16 protein-coding genes are annotated in these 17072 nt (G+C 61.0%); 14 read left to right on the forward strand and 2 right to left on the reverse strand.

Annotation, left to right across the window (positions count from 1 at the left end):
* Positions 1-70: 70 nt before the first annotated feature.
* The 7 genes from argC (at position 71) to ACR1XV_RS04010 (ending at position 6185) form a co-directional block, all read left to right on the forward strand.
* Positions 71-1099: an N-acetyl-gamma-glutamyl-phosphate reductase gene (gene argC / locus ACR1XV_RS03980; RefSeq protein ID WP_480529010.1), complete on the forward strand. Its 1029-nt coding sequence runs from the start codon at positions 71-73 to the stop codon at positions 1097-1099.
* Between the two features lie 7 nt (positions 1100-1106).
* The gene (ccmE, locus tag ACR1XV_RS03985) at positions 1107-1553 is read left to right on the forward strand and encodes a cytochrome c maturation protein CcmE (RefSeq protein WP_480529011.1); all 447 of its coding nucleotides are present in this window, start codon (positions 1107-1109) and stop codon (positions 1551-1553) included.
* Positions 1554-1702: 149 nt separating this feature from the next.
* Positions 1703-2314 (forward strand): holin-associated N-acetylmuramidase, encoded by a 612-nt coding sequence (locus tag ACR1XV_RS03990; RefSeq protein WP_480529012.1) that lies wholly within the window; start codon positions 1703-1705, stop codon positions 2312-2314.
* Positions 2305-2844 (forward strand): holin family protein, encoded by a 540-nt coding sequence (locus ACR1XV_RS03995; protein ID WP_480529013.1) that lies wholly within the window; start codon positions 2305-2307, stop codon positions 2842-2844. Before ACR1XV_RS03990 ends, ACR1XV_RS03995 begins: the two co-directional genes overlap by 10 nt.
* Before the next feature lie 74 nt (positions 2845-2918).
* On the forward strand, positions 2919-4883 hold the full coding sequence (locus ACR1XV_RS04000; RefSeq protein WP_480529294.1) for a heme lyase CcmF/NrfE family subunit: 1965 nt from the start codon (positions 2919-2921) through the stop codon (positions 4881-4883).
* The gene (locus tag ACR1XV_RS04005) at positions 4880-5335 is read left to right on the forward strand and encodes a cytochrome c-type biogenesis protein (RefSeq protein ID WP_480529014.1); all 456 of its coding nucleotides are present in this window, start codon (positions 4880-4882) and stop codon (positions 5333-5335) included. Before ACR1XV_RS04000 ends, ACR1XV_RS04005 begins: the two co-directional genes overlap by 4 nt.
* Before the next feature lie 73 nt (positions 5336-5408).
* On the forward strand, positions 5409-6185 hold the full coding sequence (locus ACR1XV_RS04010; RefSeq protein ID WP_480529015.1) for an enoyl-CoA hydratase-related protein: 777 nt from the start codon (positions 5409-5411) through the stop codon (positions 6183-6185).
* 8 nt (positions 6186-6193) lie between these two features.
* Here the strand turns inward: ACR1XV_RS04010 and bmt are convergent, their stop codons facing one another.
* Together bmt and ACR1XV_RS04020 are read right to left on the reverse strand one after the other, a co-directional pair.
* On the reverse strand, positions 6194-7207 hold the full coding sequence (bmt, locus tag ACR1XV_RS04015) for a betaine--homocysteine S-methyltransferase (RefSeq protein WP_480529016.1): 1014 nt from the start codon (positions 7205-7207) through the stop codon (positions 6194-6196).
* A gap of 121 nt (positions 7208-7328) precedes the next feature.
* Positions 7329-7649: a DUF1476 domain-containing protein gene (locus ACR1XV_RS04020; RefSeq protein WP_480529018.1), complete on the reverse strand. Its 321-nt coding sequence runs from the start codon at positions 7647-7649 to the stop codon at positions 7329-7331.
* 186 nt (positions 7650-7835) lie between these two features.
* Here ACR1XV_RS04020 and purC point away from each other — a divergent pair, with 186 nt between their 5' ends.
* The 7 genes from purC (at position 7836) to ACR1XV_RS04055 (ending at position 17057) form a co-directional block, all read left to right on the forward strand.
* A complete protein-coding gene (gene purC, locus ACR1XV_RS04025; RefSeq protein WP_480529019.1) occupies positions 7836-8591 on the forward strand; it encodes a phosphoribosylaminoimidazolesuccinocarboxamide synthase in 756 nt (251 codons plus the stop codon).
* Between the two features lie 99 nt (positions 8592-8690).
* A complete protein-coding gene (gene purS / locus ACR1XV_RS04030) occupies positions 8691-8921 on the forward strand; it encodes a phosphoribosylformylglycinamidine synthase subunit PurS (protein ID WP_480529020.1) in 231 nt (76 codons plus the stop codon).
* Positions 8922-8926: 5 nt separating this feature from the next.
* Positions 8927-9970, forward strand: a complete 1044-nt coding sequence (locus tag ACR1XV_RS04035; RefSeq protein WP_480529021.1) for a zinc-dependent alcohol dehydrogenase family protein — start codon at positions 8927-8929, stop codon at positions 9968-9970.
* 11 nt (positions 9971-9981) lie between these two features.
* On the forward strand, positions 9982-10650 hold the full coding sequence (gene purQ / locus ACR1XV_RS04040; protein ID WP_480529022.1) for a phosphoribosylformylglycinamidine synthase subunit PurQ: 669 nt from the start codon (positions 9982-9984) through the stop codon (positions 10648-10650).
* Positions 10651-10686: 36 nt separating this feature from the next.
* Positions 10687-12465 carry a sensor histidine kinase gene (locus tag ACR1XV_RS04045; RefSeq protein ID WP_480529023.1) on the forward strand — a complete coding sequence of 593 codons (1779 nt, stop codon included), beginning with the start codon at positions 10687-10689 and terminating at the stop codon, positions 12463-12465.
* Between the two features lie 11 nt (positions 12466-12476).
* Complete coding sequence (locus ACR1XV_RS04050; protein ID WP_480529295.1) at positions 12477-13811, forward strand: sigma-54-dependent transcriptional regulator; 1335 nt, start codon at positions 12477-12479, stop codon at positions 13809-13811.
* 504 nt (positions 13812-14315) lie between these two features.
* Positions 14316-17057: an Rne/Rng family ribonuclease gene (locus ACR1XV_RS04055; RefSeq protein ID WP_480529024.1), complete on the forward strand. Its 2742-nt coding sequence runs from the start codon at positions 14316-14318 to the stop codon at positions 17055-17057.
* Positions 17058-17072 lie beyond the last annotated feature (15 nt).

The raw sequence follows: 17072 nt of genomic DNA on the forward strand, positions 1-17072 counted from the left end.
CGATTCCTTACTTCGTTGACCGTCGCATCGGCGGTTGACCCATGTGACATACGAACGAAAGAGGTCTGACATGACCCATAAGATCGCAATTCTGGGTGCTTCTGGTTATACCGGCGCTGAACTGGTGCGGTTGATCGCCGGGCATCCGAATATGGAAATTACCGCTCTGGCCGCCGAGCGGAAGGCCGGGCAAACCATGGCGCAGGTGTTCCCGCATCTGCGTCACATGAAGCTGCCCGTTCTGTGTAAAATTTCCGAGATCGACTTTTCTCAGATCGACCTGTGTTTTTGTGCGCTGCCGCATAAGACGAGTCAGGAGGTTATTCGGGAGTTGCCGAAATCCCTGAAGATCGTGGATCTGTCGGCAGATTTCCGGCTGCGCGACGGTGCCGAGTATGAGAAGTGGTACGGCAACCCCCACGCCGCACTGACCCATCAGCAAGAGGCCGTGTACGGCCTGACCGAATTCTACCGCGACGACATCCGTGCCGCGCGGCTGGTTGCGGGGACCGGGTGCAATGCTGCGACCGGGCAATATGTGCTGCGGCCGCTGATCGCCGCGGGGGCGATTGATCTGGATGATATCATTCTGGACCTGAAATGCGCAGTCTCGGGCGCGGGGCGGGCTTTGAAGGAAAATCTGCTGCACGCCGAACTGAGCGAGGGGACCAACGCCTATGCCGTTGGCGGTACGCACCGGCATCTGGGCGAGTTCGATCAGGAGTTCTCGGAGCTTGCAGGCCGCACCGTGCATGTTCAGTTCACGCCGCATCTGATCCCGGCCAACCGGGGGATTCTGGCGACGTCCTATGTCAAAGGCGACCCGCAGAGCGTCTATGAAACGCTTTGCAGCGCCTATGAGGCCGAGCCTTTCATCGAGATGCTGCCGTTTGGCGAGACCCCCTCGACCCATCATGTGCGCGGCTCGAACTTTTGCCATATCGGCGTGACTGGTGATCGGATCGAACGTCGGGCCATCGTGGTGGCGGCGCTGGATAATCTGACGAAGGGCAGCAGCGGGCAGGCCTTGCAGAACGCCAACCTGATGCTAGGTGAAGATGAAACCACGGGGCTGATGATGGCCCCTCTGTTCCCATGAGGACGCTATGAAAACGCTCAAGAAACGTCGTCGCGTTCAGGTCATTCTGTTGGCTGCCGTGGCTTTGATTCTGGCCACCGGGCTGATCGGTTATGCGATGCGCGACGGTATCAACTTTTTCCGCTCGCCCAGTCAGGTGATCGCCGAGCCGCCAAAGCCGACCGAGGTGTTCCGGATCGGCGGGCTGGTCGAAGAGGGCTCGATCATCCGGGGGCAGGGTGAGACGGTGCATTTCGTCGTGACCGACGGGGGCGAGAGTGTGCCGGTGGCGTTTACCGGTGTGCTGCCTGATCTGTTCTCGGAAAATCAGGGTATGGTCGGGACCGGAAGCTATGTAGACGGCGTCTTTGAAGCCACTGAAATTCTTGCGAAGCACGACGAAACTTACATGCCGAAAGAGGTGGTGGACGCGTTGAAGGAGCAGGGTGTTTACCAGGAGGCTGGCGATAGCTGAATGCAGCTTTGCTGCATGCCTCCGGCGGAAGTATTTTTGAACAGAAGAAGCGGGGCGTTGCGCGTGGAAGGCGGGCAGCGCCCTTTGCTTTGGCGGGGTGTTAAGGTCTTTGTCTGACCGTTTGTGTCATCTGAGCAAAGGATGGTGTGATGCAGACGGTTCGGCAGATTGCGGAAGGGATCGTAGCGCGGGAAGGTGGGTTTGTAGACGACCCGGACGATCCCGGCGGGACGACGAAATATGGGGTGACGATCCACACCATGCGGCGGTTGGGGCTGGATCTGGACCGCGACGGCAAGGTGACGCGCAAGGACGTGCAGGCACTGAGCCGGGCGCAGGCGATCGAGATATTTTTGGAGCATTATTTTGAGAAGCCGCGCATCGCGCTTTTGCCCGAAGCGCTGCAGGCCTCGGTTTTCGATATGTATGTGAATGCGGGTGCGCAGGCTGTGTGCATTCTGCAGGCCCTGCTGCGTCAGATGGGATATGATTTGGTCGTTGATGGCGCGATTGGCCCGCAGACCGCCCGGTCAAGTCGGGATGCAGCCGAGCCGGAGCCGGGGGCCTTGCGGGACGCATATGGCGTCGCGCGGCGGAACTATTACTTTCGATTGGCAGATCGCAGACCGGGCTTACGGAAATACGCCCGTACTAGAGCCGGTGGCAAAGGCGGCTGGATCCGGCGCGCCGAGGAGTTCTTGTCACCCGTCTATCACCTTGATGATCCAGAGTTTCAGCAGAGGATTTCGCAATGGGATTGATTTCGGGGATTCTTGGTCTGTTGTTTGGGGGTGGTCGAAATGTGGTGCGCGAGACCACCGAAGTATTTCGCGAAAATGCCGAGAGCGGGGCAGAGCGGGCGCTGACCCTGCGTGCTGCTGCAATGGCCCAGTTCGGGGCTGAGTTTCAGGGTCCGGAGCAAGGTGGCTTTGACCGCTTTATGGACGGGTTGAACCGATTGCCACGCCCGGCTTTGGCGTTGGGTACGCTTGGGTTGTTTGTTGCGGCCATGGTCGATCCGTTCTGGTTTGCAGAACGGATGCAGGGTGTGGCGCTTGTGCCCGAGCCGCTGTGGTGGCTTCTGGGCGTTATTGTCTCATTCTATTTTGGCGCGCGCCATCAGGCCAAGGCACAGGATTTTCAGCGGGAAATCAGAGGAACGCTGCGGCATGTGCCTGACGTTCTGGCCAATCTCGAAACGCTGGAGGTGATGGACCGTAAAAGCCCGGATATGGCGGAGGCCGATCAAAACCCGGCACTAGATCGGTGGAGACAGCTGCGCGCCGGTTGAGGCGCGACACTATGTGCGAAGATCCTTGACGAATGTTAATGGCACATGCCCGGCTGCCGCAGTATAAGCGGCCCATGATTACAGAGCTTGGCCATTTCGCACTGATCCTAGCCTTTCTGGTTGCCATCGTTCAGACGGTGGTGCCGCTTGTGGGGGCTGCAAAACGATGGACCGGGTGGATGGGTTTTGCCGAACCCGCCGCCATCACGCAGTTTCTGCTGACGGCGTTTTCATTCGGCGCGCTGGTCTGGGCGTTCATGGCGTCCGACTTCTCGTTGCGGATCGTGGTCGAGAACAGCCATTCGGCCAAGCCGATGTTGTATAAGATCAGCGGGACGTGGGGGAACCACGAAGGCTCGATGCTGCTGTGGGTCTTGATCGTGACCATTTTTGGTGCGATGGCGGCGATGTTCGGGGCCGGTCTTCCGCCCACGCTGAAAGCCCGCGTGCTCTCGGTGCAGGCCGCCATCGCGGTCGCGTTTTTCGCCTTTATCCTGTTCACGTCCAACCCGTTTGACCGGTTGCCGGTGCCTCCGTTCGACGGGCGCGATCTCAACCCGCTGCTGCAGGACCCCGGTTTGGCTTTCCATCCGCCGTTCCTGTATCTGGGCTATGTGGGCCTGAGCATGGCGTTCAGCTTTGCCGTTGCGGCCCTGATCGAGGGCCGTGTGGATGCCGCGTGGGGGCGCTGGGTCCGGCCCTGGACGCTGGCGGCGTGGATATTCCTGACCATCGGCATAGCCCTGGGTTCCTGGTGGGCCTATTACGAGCTGGGCTGGGGCGGGTTCTGGTTCTGGGACCCGGTTGAGAACGCCAGCTTCATGCCATGGCTGCTGGCCGCTGCGCTATTGCATTCGGCCATTGTGGTTGAAAAGCGGGAAGCCCTGAAAAGCTGGACCATCCTGTTGGCCATCATCGCCTTCGGGTTCTCGCTGATCGGGACCTTCATTGTGCGCTCGGGCCTGCTCACCTCGGTCCATGCCTTTGCCAATGATCCTGAACGCGGGGTCTTTATCCTGTTCATTCTGGTGATCTTCATCGGGGGTGCTTTGACCCTGTTTGCCGCGCGCGCGCAGGCGATGGAGGCAAAGGGTGTCTTTGGCATGGTCAGCCGTGAAAGTGCGCTGGTTCTGAACAATATTCTGCTGGCGGTCAGTTGCTTTGTGGTGTTCTTCGGTACGCTCTGGCCGATGGTGGCCGAGATGGCCTTTGATCGAAAGCTCTCGGTCGGGGCGCCGTTCTTTAACGCTGCCTTTACGCCCTTCATGGTGGTGTTGGGGATTGTGCTGCCGCTGGGATCAATGTTGCCATGGAAACGAGGCAGACTGGGCAAGGTCGCATGGTCGCTGCGTTATGCCTTTGTTCTGGCTGTGGCGCTGGCGATACTGGTCTGGGTTTTGCAGACGGGGCGCAGCGCGCTGGGGCCGATTGGTCTGTTCCTGGGGGCATGGATCACCTTTGGTGCAGTTATCGACCTTTGGAGTCGTACGGGCCGAAAGGGAAATCTGTCGCGGTTGTTCCGGTTGCCGGGTGCCGATTGGGGTAAGGCTGTGGCTCATACCGGGTTGGGCGTCACGATGTTCGCCATCGCTGGCCTAACCGCGTGGGAGGTTGAGGATATCCGCGTGGCACAGCCGGGCCAGCCGTTTGAAGTGGGGCAGTTCACGCTGACCCTGCAGGATGTGAGGCGTGTTCAGGGGCCGAACTATTTCTCGACGACCGCAGATGTCGCGGTTGAAAAGAACGGGCGACAGATCACCACGCTGCACCCCGAGAAACGCGATTACCCGGTGGCGCGGATGCCCACGACCGAGGCGGCGATTGACTACCGCTTGCTGCGGGATCTTTACGTGGTGATCGGAGATCAGCAGGCTGACGGTGGTTGGGTGATGCGCACCTATATCAAACCTCTGGCCAACTGGATCTGGGGCGGCTGTATCCTGATGTCGCTGGGCGGATTGCTCAGCCTGTCGGATCGCCGGTTCCGGGTGGCTGCGGGCGCACGTAAGACGCCGGCTGGTGGGGTGCCTGCGGAATGAAACGTCTTGTTCTGATCCTGATGTTGCTGGCAAGCCCGCTGATGGCGGTGCAACCGGACGAAGTGCTGGACGACCCGGCGCTGGAAGCGCGCGCGCGCGAGATCAGCACCGGCCTGCGCTGTCTGGTCTGCCGCAACGAGAGCATTGATGAAAGCAACGCTGAACTTGCGCGCGATCTGCGGATATTGCTGCGCGAACGGCTGGTGGCCGGGGATTCCGACAGGGAAGCGGTCGAGTTCATTGTTGACCGCTATGGCGAATACGTCCTGCTGAAACCCACCACGACCGGAGCGAACCTGATGCTGTGGCTGGCGGGCCCGATCATGCTGCTGATAGCGGCGGCGATGGGCTGGAGCTTCCTGCGCAAACGGTCGCGGCCGCACGCGGCGGGGCATACCGACACGCTCAGCGATGAAGAACGGGAACGCCTGCGCCGAATTCTGGAAGACTGACGCGCGGTTCTGCTTTTCCTTACCTCACATTTGCGTCAGGGTTCTGCGAAACGCGGCACTGGTGAGGTTTTTTATGGAATACGAAGCGGTCCAACTTGAGATTGCGGATGGTCTGGCGGTTCTGACTTTGAACCGGCCCGACAAGATGAACGCGTTGACCACGCAGATGCGGGCCGAGGTTACCTATGCCATGAAAGACGCCGCCCGGCAGGCACGGGCGATTGTGCTGACCGGTGCGGGGCCTGCGTTCTGCTCGGGTCAGGATCTTGGGGACGCGTCGAGCACGGGCTCCATCGATCTGGAACGTGCGCTGCGGGACGAATATGAACCGATGCTCGAGGCGGTGTATGACTGCCCGGTTCCGACCATCGCGGCGGTCAACGGACCGGCGGCCGGGGCGGGGGCAAATCTGGCGCTTTGTGCGGATGTGGTGATCGCAACCGAAAGCGCCTATTTCCTGCAGGCCTTCGCGCGGATCGGCCTTTTGCCCGACGCCGGGGGGACATGGTTCATGCCGCGCCAGATGGGATTTGCCAAGGCGATGGGCGCGGCGCTGTTTGCCGACAAGATCAGTGCGCGGCAGGCGGACGAATGGGGTCTGATCTGGGAAGCGGTTGCAGATGATCAGTTCGACGCGCATTGGCGCAAACGCGCGGCTTATCTGGCCAATGGCCCGACAGCCGGGTTTCGCGCCATCAAGCAGGCCATCCGGGGGACGTATGATCGGACTTTGCCGCAACAACTGGTGGCTGAAGCGCACTTGCAGGGCGAATGCGGGCGCACACATGATTTTGCCGAAGGCGTCGTGGCCTTTCTGGAAAAGCGCCCCGCAAAGTTCGAGGGGCGCTGACCGTCACCTCAGGCCCGGCGACGGCGGCGCGTGCGCCGTTCGGGCACGGCGTCGTCTCCGGTGCCGTCCGAGGCCGAAGAGAAGGGGCCAAGCGCCAGCGTGATCTCATCCAGTGTCGGACGGTTGCCCCGGGCTCGCGTGTCCAGCGCCTTGCGCATCTCGCGCAGATGCGCTGGCATCGTGCCGCAGCAGCCGCCGATGATGGTCGCACCCGCATCGCGGGCCATGGCGGCGTACTGGCCCATCAGTTCGGGTGTGCCGTCATAATGGATGTGGCCATCGACATATTTCGGGATACCGGCGTTGCCCTTGGAAATCAGCGGGCGTTCGGTGCCTTGCGCAGCGAACCCCAGAACCGTGCGCAGGATATCCGAGGCTCCGGTTCCGCAATTGGCCCCGAAGGCAACGGGCGGGTTCGGCAGGGTTTCCACGATCATCGCCAGATCGGCTGAGGTCACGCCCATCATGGTGCGGCCCGCGGTGTCAAAGCTCATGGTGCCACACCAAGGCATATCGGCCAACGCAAAGGCTTCGGCAGCGGCGCGGAATTCCTCGGGTGCGCTGATGGTTTCAAGCCACAGCACATCAGCACCGCCCGCTTTCAAGGCGTCGGCCTGTTCGTGGAACATCTCGACGGCTTCGGAATGCGACAGGCTGCCGACTGGTTCCATGATCTCACCGGTGGGGCCAACCGAGCCGGCCACGACGACTGGGCGGCCTGCCTTGTCTGCGACCTCACGACCCAGTTCGGCCCCGATACGGTTCAACTCGGCCACGCGGTTCTGCGCGTCATGCAGTTTCAGCCGCGCTGCGGTGCCGCCGAATGTGTTGGTCAGAAACAGATCGCTGCCGGCCTCGACAGAGCCCTGATACAGCGCGCGGATCTTGTCCGGGGCATCGACATTCCACAATTCGGGCGCATCCCCGGATTGCAGGCCCATGTTGAACAGGTTGGTCCCGGTCGCGCCATCCGCAAGGATGACATCGACGGTTTCCAGAAGCTTGCTGAGCGCATTTGTCATTGGGGTATTCCAAAATATGAGGCCGAAACCTATCAAAAATGAGACGCCCCGTGTCTCATGACCGGGACGTCAAATCAAACTCATAAAACTCATGAAGATCATGAGTCTTACCGTTTGGCCGTTATTCTTCGGCCTCTGCCATGACCTGTTCTTTGGCTTCGGTCAGCAATTCTGTCATTTTTTCCCGGATCTTGGCCTCGTCGGCCAGGTCGCCAAGATAGCTTTTGACCGCCTCGACCACATCGTCCTCGCTGACATTCTGCAGATCGGTATGGATCAGTTGCTTGCCGTATCGCCGCGCCTGTTCCACGGTTTCGCCTTTCAGCGCCGACGCCCAGACGGCCATAAAACGGTTGCGCCGCATACGTGCGATGAACTGCATCTTTTCGTCATGGGCAAATTTGTTTTCAAACGCCGCTTCACGTTCGTCAAATGTGGTCATCGGTCACAGGCCCCTTGGATAGTCATTCTTTTCCTGATGGTATGACCATAGCACGCCCCGGGTGCAAGGTATTTGCGTTGCGCCTGCGGCTTGGGGTCGCTGAACTTGCGGGAAGGCGGGGCTTGCACTATGAGGGCGCCAACGTGAAGGGACTCATTCCCTTTCGCCAGTCTGGAAAGGTCGCTCATGGCGCGTCGCAAGAAGATTTACGAAGGTAAGGCCAAGATTCTGTATGAAGGCCCCGAACCGGGCACCATCGTGCAGTATTTCAAGGATGACGCCACCGCGTTCAACGCCGAAAAGAAAGACGTGATCGACGGCAAGGGCGTGCTGAACAACCGCCTGAGCGAGTTCTTCATGAACGGCCTGACTCAGATCGGCATCCCGAACCACTTTATCCGCCGCCTGAATATGCGCGAGCAACTGGTCCGTAACTGCGAGATCGTGCCGCTGGAAGTGATCGTGCGCAACTATGCCGCCGGGTCGATGTCGAAACGTCTGGGCATTGCCGAGGGCACACAACTGCCGCGCCCGATCGTCGAATACTGCTATAAGGACGACGCGCTTGGTGACCCGCTGGTGACCGAGGAACACATCGCGGCCTTTGGCTGGGCCAGCCAGCAGGACATGGACGACATCCTGAGCCTCGCGCTGCGCGTCAATGATTTCATGAGCGGTGTGATGCTGGCCGTCGGCATCCGTCTGGTCGATTTCAAGATCGAGATCGGGCGGATTTTCGACGGTGACTATCAGCGCCTGATCGTGGCCGATGAAATCAGCCCCGACAGCTGCCGCCTGTGGGATATCGAGACCGGTCAGAAGCTGGACAAGGACGTGTTCCGCCGCGATCTGGGCAGCCTGACCGACGCCTATTCCGAGGTCGCCCGCCGGCTTGGCGTTCTGCCCAAAAGCAACGTCACCAAGCCGACGCTGATCAACTGACCCTGCCGCTGACCGGCAGGGTTGTCCGACACGCGCAAGCGGGGTATCCCGCGCGCAACGAAACGGGCCGCAGGCGGTCCATGACTGGAGTTTTCGACCATGAAGGCACGTGTGCATGTGATGCTCAAGAACGGGGTTCTGGATCCGCAGGGCGAGGCGGTGCGTCACGCGTTGGGTGCGATGGGATTCGATCAGGTTGAAGGCGTGCGCCAGGGCAAGGTGATCGATCTGGAACTGGCCGACGGCGCGACCGAGGCCGACGTCACCGCGATGTGTGAAAAGCTGCTGGCAAACACTGTCATCGAACGCTACGAGATCGAACTGGTCTGAGTTTGATGCGGGCTGCACGTCTGATCACCTATCGTCAGCCGCTTGAAGTGGCGACCATTCCCGATCCGGAACCGGCCGAGGACGGCGTCGTCGTCCGGGTTCTGGCTTGCGGAGTATGTCGATCAGACTGGCATGCATGGTCCGGTTCGGACCCCGACGTGGTTCTGCCCATGACACCCGGCCATGAATATTGCGGCGAAGTGGTTGCAGTTGGCAGCCGCGTCAGACGCTGGCGTATCGGCGACCGGGTGATTGCTCCGTTTATTCTGGCCTGCGGCCATTGCCCGGATTGTGCGCAAGGGCATCAGACCATCTGCGGCGATCAGGTGGTGCCGGGCTTTACCTGCGACGGCGCCTTTGCCGAATTCATCGCGGTTGCCCATGCGGATGCGAACCTGACCGCTCTGCCCGATACTCTGGCCCCGGAAATTGCCGCGGCCTTGGGATGCCGTGTGACCACGGCGTGGCAGGCTCTGGTCGGGCGGGCGCAGGTGCAGGGCGGTGAATGGCTGGCGGTGTTCGGTGGCGGTGGGGTAGGGATCTCGACCTTGCTGCTGGGCAAGGCGCTTGGTGCGCGGGTTGTTGTCGTGGATATCGCCGATGACAAGTTGGCCTATGCCAAAAACCTTGGGGCAGACGCGGTGGTCAACGCGGCCACCTGTGATGCGCCGCGGGCTGTCCGCGACCTGACCGGCGGCGGTGCGCATGTGGCGATCGAGGCGCTGGGGATCGAGGTCACGACGGTTTCGGCCATGAAATCGCTGCGCAAGCTGGGCCGTATGGTCCAGATCGGGATGCCTGCGGGCGATCACACCACCATGTCGCTGCCGATGGATGCGCTGTACTCCGGGCAGCTTTCCGTATTCGGCACGCGCGGGATGCCAAGCTGGCGCTATCCGTCGCTGCTGTCGCTGATTGCGGGCGGTGGCGTCGATCTGAGCCCGCTTGTGACGCGAAAAATCACACTGAACCAGGCAAGCGCCGAGCTTGCCGCCTTTGACAATCCAACGCCTCCGGGTGTTGCTGTTATCACCGACTTTAGCTCGTAGGAGGGTCCGCCATGCGCGCAGCCGTCATCGTATTCCCCGGGTCCAACTGTGACCGTGATCTTGCCGTGGCGTTTGAACAGGCCGGGTTCTCGGTCGATATGGTCTGGCACAAGGATGCCGCGTTGCCGGATGGTGTCGACATCGTCGGCGTGCCGGGCGGGTTTTCTTATGGCGATTACCTGCGCTGCGGGGCGATTGCCGCGCAATCGCCGATCTGCAAGGCGCTGTCCGCCCATACCGAGCGCGGCGGCTATGCCGTCGGGATCTGCAACGGTTTTCAAGTTCTGACCGAGACGGGCATCCTGCCGGGCGCGCTGTTGCGTAATGCGGGGCTGAAATACATCTGCCGCACCGTGGGCCTGAAGGTGGAAACCAGCGACAGTGCCTTTACCGAGGGCTACAATGCCGGCGATGTGATCGACATCCCGATCGCGCATCACGACGGCAATTACTTTGCCGATGACGAGACGCTCGCCGCGCTCAAGGATCAGGACCGGATCGCGTTCACCTATGCCGACAATCCCAACGGTTCGCGCGATGATGTTGCAGGCATTTTATCACACAACCGTCGCGTGTTAGGTATGATGCCGCATCCCGAACGGGCGGCGGATTCAGGCCATGGGGGCACCGATGGGACGGCGCTCTTCCGCGCATTGGCCGGGGTGCTGGCGCCAGCGTGACTTGAGGTCATCGGGCGGGACGCGTAGCGTCTGCGCATGAGTTCCGAAAATCAGACACACAGCGGCGGGTTCCTCAGCCGGTTTCGTGGCGCACCCATGGACTGGCGTTTGCGGCTGGCTGTGTTTGCGCTGCTGCTGGCCGCGGTTGCGACGGTCTGGATCACCAACAGCCTGCTGACCAGCCGGTTCACCGAATCCACCCGCAACCGGGCTGAACTGCGTCTGGCGCTGTATTCGGGCAACTTGCTGAGCGAGCTGCGCCGAAATTCGATCGTGCCGCAATTGCTGGCCCGCGATCCCACGCTGATTTCGGCGCTGCAATCCAGCGATTATACGCTGTCGACCCAACGTCTGATTTCCTTTGTCGAAGAGATCGGCGCCGCCTCGCTTGTGCTGCTGGACGGTGACGGGCTTACGGTCGCCGCGACGGACCGCAACCGGCTGGGCGAGGGGCATCGCAGCTCTCCGTACTTTATCGACGCGATGCGGTCCAACGCCACGATATTCTCGGTTATTCCCCGCGAGGCAGGCGGATACAGCTTTGCCTATTCGCGGCGGATCGAGGCCAATTCCGAAATCCTCGGCGTGATCGTGGTTGAGGTCGATCTGCAGAAATTCGAACGCGCCTGGGCGGGAATATCCGACGCGGTGATGGTGACGGACAGCACCGGCACAATCATCCTGTCGACCGAGCCGCGCTGGCGCGGGCTGGACGAGGGCGGCGCGGTTCTGCGCCAGCCGCCGCAGGGTGCGATCCAGCGCGCGATCCGGGCGACCACCGACTGGAACGCGCTGCCGCCCGACGCCTATCTGCAGGGCGAGGCGGTGATGCGGATGGAAACGCGCATTCCATTCCGCGGCTGGCAGATGACGTCGTTCACGACCTATTCGTCGATCCGCGAACGGGTGAACGGGGTTTTGGCGCTGGAAATCATGGGATTCGCGATTCTTCTGGCGCTGGCCTTCTATGCACTCAGCCGCCGGGCCACGTCGCGCATGACCCTGTTCCAGCGCGAGTCGGCAGAGCTCCGCGCATTGAACTCAAGGCTACAGCGGGAAATTGCTGAGCGGGAACGGGTCGAAAAGACGCTGGAAGTTGCTGAGCAAACTCTTGCCCAAAGCTCGAAGCTGGCAGCGCTGGGTGAGATGTCTGCAGCGGTCAGTCACGAACTGAACCAGCCGCTGGCCGCGATGAAAACCTATCTGGCGGGCGCGCGTCTGCTGCTGCGTCGCAACCGGCCCGAAGAAGCGCTGGCCAGCTTCGGCCGCATCGACGGGCTGATCGAGCGTATGGGTGCGATAACCCGCCAGTTGAAATCCTATGCCCGCAAGGGAGCGGATGCGTTTTCGCCTGTAAATCTTGGCGAAGCGCTGGCGTCGAGCCTGTCGATGATGGAGCCGCAGTTGCGGCAACGTCATGTGAAGATTACTCAGATTTTGCCCGAAGAACCTGTTATAGTGATGGGAGATCGGATGCGAATTGAACAGGTTATGGTCAATCTCTTGCGCAACGCACTGGATGCCACCAAATCTGTCGATGAGCCGGATGTAGAGATTATCCTGGCGGCGGGTGAGACCGCGATCCTGACCGTGCGCGACAACGGACACGGGATCGAGAATATCGAAAACCTGTTCGAGCCGTTCTATACGACCAAGCGTCCCGGAGACGGGGTCGGTCTGGGGCTTGCCATCTCGTCCGGGATCGTGAACGACCATGGCGGACGGCTGACCGCGCGCAACGGCCAACAGGGCGGCGCGGTGTTTGAGATGCAATTGCCCATATTGGGCAGCGACGGCCTTGAGGCCGCGGAATAAAGGGAATGACTATGGCACAGGCCATGAAAATCGCCATCGTGGATGATGAACAGGACATGCGCCAGTCGATCAGCCAATGGTTGGCGCTGTCGGGATATGATACCGAGACCTTCGCCAGCGCCGAGGATGCGCTGAAGGTGCTTGGGCCGGAATATCCGGGGATTGTGATTTCCGACATCAAGATGCCCGGGATGGATGGTATTCAGCTTCTGAAAAAGCTGATGGGGGCTGACAGCACGCTGCCCGTCATCATGATCACTGGCCACGGCGACGTGCCGATGGCGGTTGAGGCGATGCGGGTCGGGGCGTTTGATTTCCTTGAAAAGCCTTTCAATCCCGACCGGATGTCGGAACTGGCCAAGCGGGCGAGCAACGCACGGCGTTTGACACTGGATAACCGCGCTTTGCGCCGTGAACTGTCCGGCGGCACCCAGATCATGAACAAGCTGATCGGCGCAAGCCCGGTCATGGAGCGTCTGCGCGAGGACATTCTGGATCTGGGACAGGCGGATGGCCATGTTCTGATCGATGGTGAGACAGGCACAGGCAAGACTCTGGTGGCGCATGCCCTACACGCGGTTGGCAGCCGGGCAGGGAAGAAGTTTGTTCTGGTCTCTTGCGCGGCGCTGGAAGAGGATGCGCTGTCGAAGCGCCTGTTCGGCCCGATGTTGCCCGAGGACACGCAACTGCCCGCCATTGAAGAGGCCCGGGGCGGTACATTGGTGCTGGAAGATGTCGAAGCCCTGAGCGATACGTTGCAGGCCCGTCTGCTGAGCGTGATGAATGAACAGGGGACGCCGGCTGAGACACGGATCGTTGCAATCTCGAACCTGCAGGAGGCGGGCAAGACGTCCGAGGACGTACTGCGCCCCGATCTGTTCTACCGGCTGGCGGCGTTACGGATCACAATGCCTCCGCTGCGCCAGCGGGGTGAGGATATCCTGACCTTGTTCACCCGTCTGAGCGAACAGTTTGCCGAGGAATACGGTTGTGATGCGCCGCAGGTCAGCGCGCAGGAGGCGGCGCAGCTGTTGCAGGCCCCATGGCCGGGGAATGTGCGGCAGTTGATCAACATCGCTGAACGTGCCGTTCTGCAGTCCCGGCGCGGGTCGGGGACGATTGCGTCGCTCTTGATGTCGGATCACGAGGAAATGCAGCCGGTGATGACCACCGAGGGCAAGCCGTTGAAAGAATATGTCGAGGCGTTCGAACGGATGCTGATTGACAATACGATGCGGCGTCACAAGGGCTCGATCGCGTCGGTGATGGATGAGCTATGCCTGCCGCGGCGGACGTTGAATGAGAAGATGGCCAAATACGGGCTGCAGCGTTCGGATTACCTTTAGGCGTTTTGATTTGGGGGCTCTGCCCCCGTCGCCTTTGGCGACTCCCCCGGGATATTTATGGCCAGATGAAGGGATCCTGCGGGGTCTGAAAGCCGCCCGGTGCAGTTTGCCCATTGTCTTTTCCACAGGACTGCTTTTATTGTGTCGTGACGGACTGGGCGTTTTGTGCCTGAATGCGCCGTTTTTTGAGTTTCGCTGCTGAGCCGATGATGAGGATGGATCCCATGTGGCGCGGCAGACTGATTGTGCTCCGCATGGGGCAGATGAACGCCTGAGTCCTTTTACGAGGGCGAAAGGAATAAATGGGCAGGCTGTGTTCAAACGCGCCTGTCGGAGAAGAACCGCGATGACGCGCGCGCAACGATTGAGTATACGGGCAGGGGGCCACAGCGCCGGACCCTGCCGCGCGCCGTCTGATATCGCCCGTACAAGACACCTCCCCAAAAGCGCCTGTCCGCCTGGACGGGTCAGGACAACGCGTTTGGCGCGGTGCACCAAGGACACATGGCTAAGAAAATGCTTATCGATGCCACCCACGCGGAGGAAACCCGCGTCGTGGTGGTCGACGGAAACAAGGTTGAGGAATTTGACTTTGAATCCGAAAACAAACGCCAGCTTGCTGGCAACATCTATCTTGCAAAAGTAACCCGGGTCGAGCCGTCGCTGCAGGCGGCCTTTGTGGATTATGGCGGGAACCGGCACGGGTTTCTGGCGTTTTCCGAGATTCATCCAGATTATTACCAGATCCCCGTCGCTGACCGAGAGGCGCTGATGGAGGAGGAGCGCGCATATGCCGAGGCCATGAAAGCGCGGGATGAGGCTGAGGAAGCAAAGCCCAAGAAACGCCGGTCGCGCTCGCGGTCGAAGGCTGCTGATGTGAAATCGGACGATCCGGTTGAGACGCTGGAGGTCTCGTCGGAGCCGACCGGCATGGAGACCATTGATCTGGATGACAGCGATGAGGCGGATGTGGAGGTGCCCGAGGGGACTTCTCCGATTGAAGTCGTTGCCGAGACGCCGGTGGAAGAGCCGGAAGAGGGTGATGCGCCCGTAGCAGAGGCGCCTGCTGAGGATGCCGGTTCGGAAGAGGCGGCCCCGGAAGCAGAGGCATCGGATGAAACGCCGGACGCCGAGGCGGAAGAGGCGTCGGATGACGTGGCCGTCGAGGCGGCGGACGATACGCAAGAGTCTGACGACGATGACAACGCCAAGGACAAGGGGGCCGATGCGGCGGCAAAGGATGCCTCGATCGAATCCGTGGCGGATGAGGATGACAGCGAGGATATTCGTCCTCCGCGCAAGCCGCGCCCGCGTCGGTACAAGATTCAAGAAGTCATCAAGGTGCGCCAGGTCCTGCTGGTGCAGGTCGTCAAGGAGGAGCGCGGCAACAAGGGTGCGGCGCTGACCACCTATCTGTCGCTGGCAGGTCGGTACTGTGTACTGATGCCGAACACTGCGCGGGGTGGTGGTATAAGCCGCAAGATCACCAATGCGGCCGACCGGAAAAAGCTGAAGGACATCGCCTCGGAGATTGATGTGCCGACGGGTGCGGGCCTGATCGTGCGTACCGCCGGAGCCAAGCGGACGAAATCCGAGATCAAGCGCGACTATGAATATCTGCAACGCATGTGGGAGCAGATTCGCGAACTGACGCTGCAATCTATCGCGCCTGCGAAGATCTATGAGGAAGGCGACCTGATCAAACGGTCGATCCGAGACCTCTATAATCGCGATATCGATGAGGTTCTGGTTGAAGGTGAGGGCGGGTACCGCATCGCCAAGGACTTCATGAAAATGATCATGCCGTCCCACGCCAAGAACGTGAAGCGCTACGAGGACGCGCTGCCTCTGTTCGCGCGGTATCAGGTGGAAAGCTATTTGGGCGGGATGTTCAACCCGACCGTTCAGTTGAAATCCGGCGGCTACATCGTGATCGGTGTGACCGAAGCGCTGGTGGCAATTGATGTGAACTCGGGCCGGGCGACCAAGGAAGGCTCGATCGAGGAAACCGCGCTGAAGACCAACCTGGAGGCTGCCGAAGAGGTGGCGCGCCAGTTGCGTCTACGCGATCTGGCGGGTCTGATTGTTATCGACTTCATCGACATGGATGAGCGTAAGAACAACACCGCGGTCGAAAAGCGCCTGAAGGACAAGCTGAAGACAGATCGTGCGCGTATTCAGGTCGGTCGGATTTCGGGCTTTGGCCTGCTTGAGATGAGCCGCCAGCGTCTGCGCCCCGGTATGATTGAGGCGACGACGCAGCCATGCCCGGCCTGCCACGGCACCGGTCTGATCCGCTCGGACGACAACATGGCGTTGTCGATCCTGCGCCAGATCGAAGAGGAAGGCACCCGCCGCCGCTCGCGCGAGGTTTTGGTGCGCTGCCCGGTCAGCATTGCGAACTTCCTGATGAACCAAAAGCGGGAACATATCGCGCAGATCGAAGCGCGTTATGGTCTGTCGGTGCGGATCGAAGGGGATGTGCATCTGGTCAGCCCTGATTTCTCGATGGAGAAGTTCAAGACCGCCAGCCGCGTGGTGCCCGAGGCAACCGCGCCGGTGGTTTCGGTCGATGCGTCGCTGATGGATCTGGTTGACGCCTCGGAAGAGGAAGAGATCACGGAAGAGGCCCCAGTACAAACGGATGAGGACGCGAAGCCCAAGCGCAAGCGGCGTCGGCGTCGGCGCAAGAAAAACGCAGGCGGTGCTGAGGCCGAAGCGGCAGCAGAGGACGCGCCTGAGGCTGCCGCCAATGCCGAAGCCGATGAGGCGCCCGCAGAGGCAGAGCCTGTTGAGGCCACGGAAGAGGCTGAGAAGGCAGAGAAGCCCAAGAAACGTCGCGCGCCCCGTCGTCGCAAGAAGGACGTTGAGGCGGAGGCTGCTGCGGAAGACGCTGAGGCTGAGCCGGCTTCTGCCGAGACTGCTGACACGAGCGCCGAGGAGCCGGTTGCCGAAGTCGCCGAGGCCGAATCTGCGCCTGAGGTTGAGGCAGAGGCAACGCCAGAACCCGAAGCGGCAGAACCGGACGCGGAGGGTGCAGAAGACGCAGCTGAACCTGAGGCCGCAGAAGAATCAATTGCCGAGGACGCGACGCCCGACGCCAAGCTTGAAACCGAAGCAGCGCCTGAGGCCGAGCCGGAAGCAGAAGCAGCGCCAGAGCCGGTGCTTGAGACAGTGGCGGAGGAGCCTGAGCCTGCTGCTCCGGCCAAACCGAAACGGCGGGGTTGGTGGTCGCTGGGACAGTGATTAAAAGGGCGGGCC

Source organism: Ruegeria sp. AD2(2025) (assembly GCF_056542385.1).

Coding starts and splice junctions, on each gene's coding strand:
- argC (WP_480529010.1), top strand. CDS start 71: ATGACCCATAAGATCGCAATTCTGGGTGCTTCTGGTTATACCGGCGCT.
- ccmE (WP_480529011.1), top strand. CDS start 1,107: ATGAAAACGCTCAAGAAACGTCGTCGCGTTCAGGTCATTCTGTTGGCT.
- ACR1XV_RS03990 (WP_480529012.1), top strand. CDS start 1,703: ATGCAGACGGTTCGGCAGATTGCGGAAGGGATCGTAGCGCGGGAAGGT.
- ACR1XV_RS03995 (WP_480529013.1), top strand. CDS start 2,305: ATGGGATTGATTTCGGGGATTCTTGGTCTGTTGTTTGGGGGTGGTCGA.
- ACR1XV_RS04000 (WP_480529294.1), top strand. CDS start 2,919: ATGATTACAGAGCTTGGCCATTTCGCACTGATCCTAGCCTTTCTGGTT.
- ACR1XV_RS04005 (WP_480529014.1), top strand. CDS start 4,880: ATGAAACGTCTTGTTCTGATCCTGATGTTGCTGGCAAGCCCGCTGATG.
- ACR1XV_RS04010 (WP_480529015.1), top strand. CDS start 5,409: ATGGAATACGAAGCGGTCCAACTTGAGATTGCGGATGGTCTGGCGGTT.
- bmt (WP_480529016.1), bottom strand. CDS start 7,207: ATGACAAATGCGCTCAGCAAGCTTCTGGAAACCGTCGATGTCATCCTT.
- ACR1XV_RS04020 (WP_480529018.1), bottom strand. CDS start 7,649: ATGACCACATTTGACGAACGTGAAGCGGCGTTTGAAAACAAATTTGCC.
- purC (WP_480529019.1), top strand. CDS start 7,836: ATGGCGCGTCGCAAGAAGATTTACGAAGGTAAGGCCAAGATTCTGTAT.
- purS (WP_480529020.1), top strand. CDS start 8,691: ATGAAGGCACGTGTGCATGTGATGCTCAAGAACGGGGTTCTGGATCCG.
- ACR1XV_RS04035 (WP_480529021.1), top strand. CDS start 8,927: ATGCGGGCTGCACGTCTGATCACCTATCGTCAGCCGCTTGAAGTGGCG.
- purQ (WP_480529022.1), top strand. CDS start 9,982: ATGCGCGCAGCCGTCATCGTATTCCCCGGGTCCAACTGTGACCGTGAT.
- ACR1XV_RS04045 (WP_480529023.1), top strand. CDS start 10,687: ATGAGTTCCGAAAATCAGACACACAGCGGCGGGTTCCTCAGCCGGTTT.
- ACR1XV_RS04050 (WP_480529295.1), top strand. CDS start 12,477: ATGGCACAGGCCATGAAAATCGCCATCGTGGATGATGAACAGGACATG.
- ACR1XV_RS04055 (WP_480529024.1), top strand. CDS start 14,316: ATGGCTAAGAAAATGCTTATCGATGCCACCCACGCGGAGGAAACCCGC.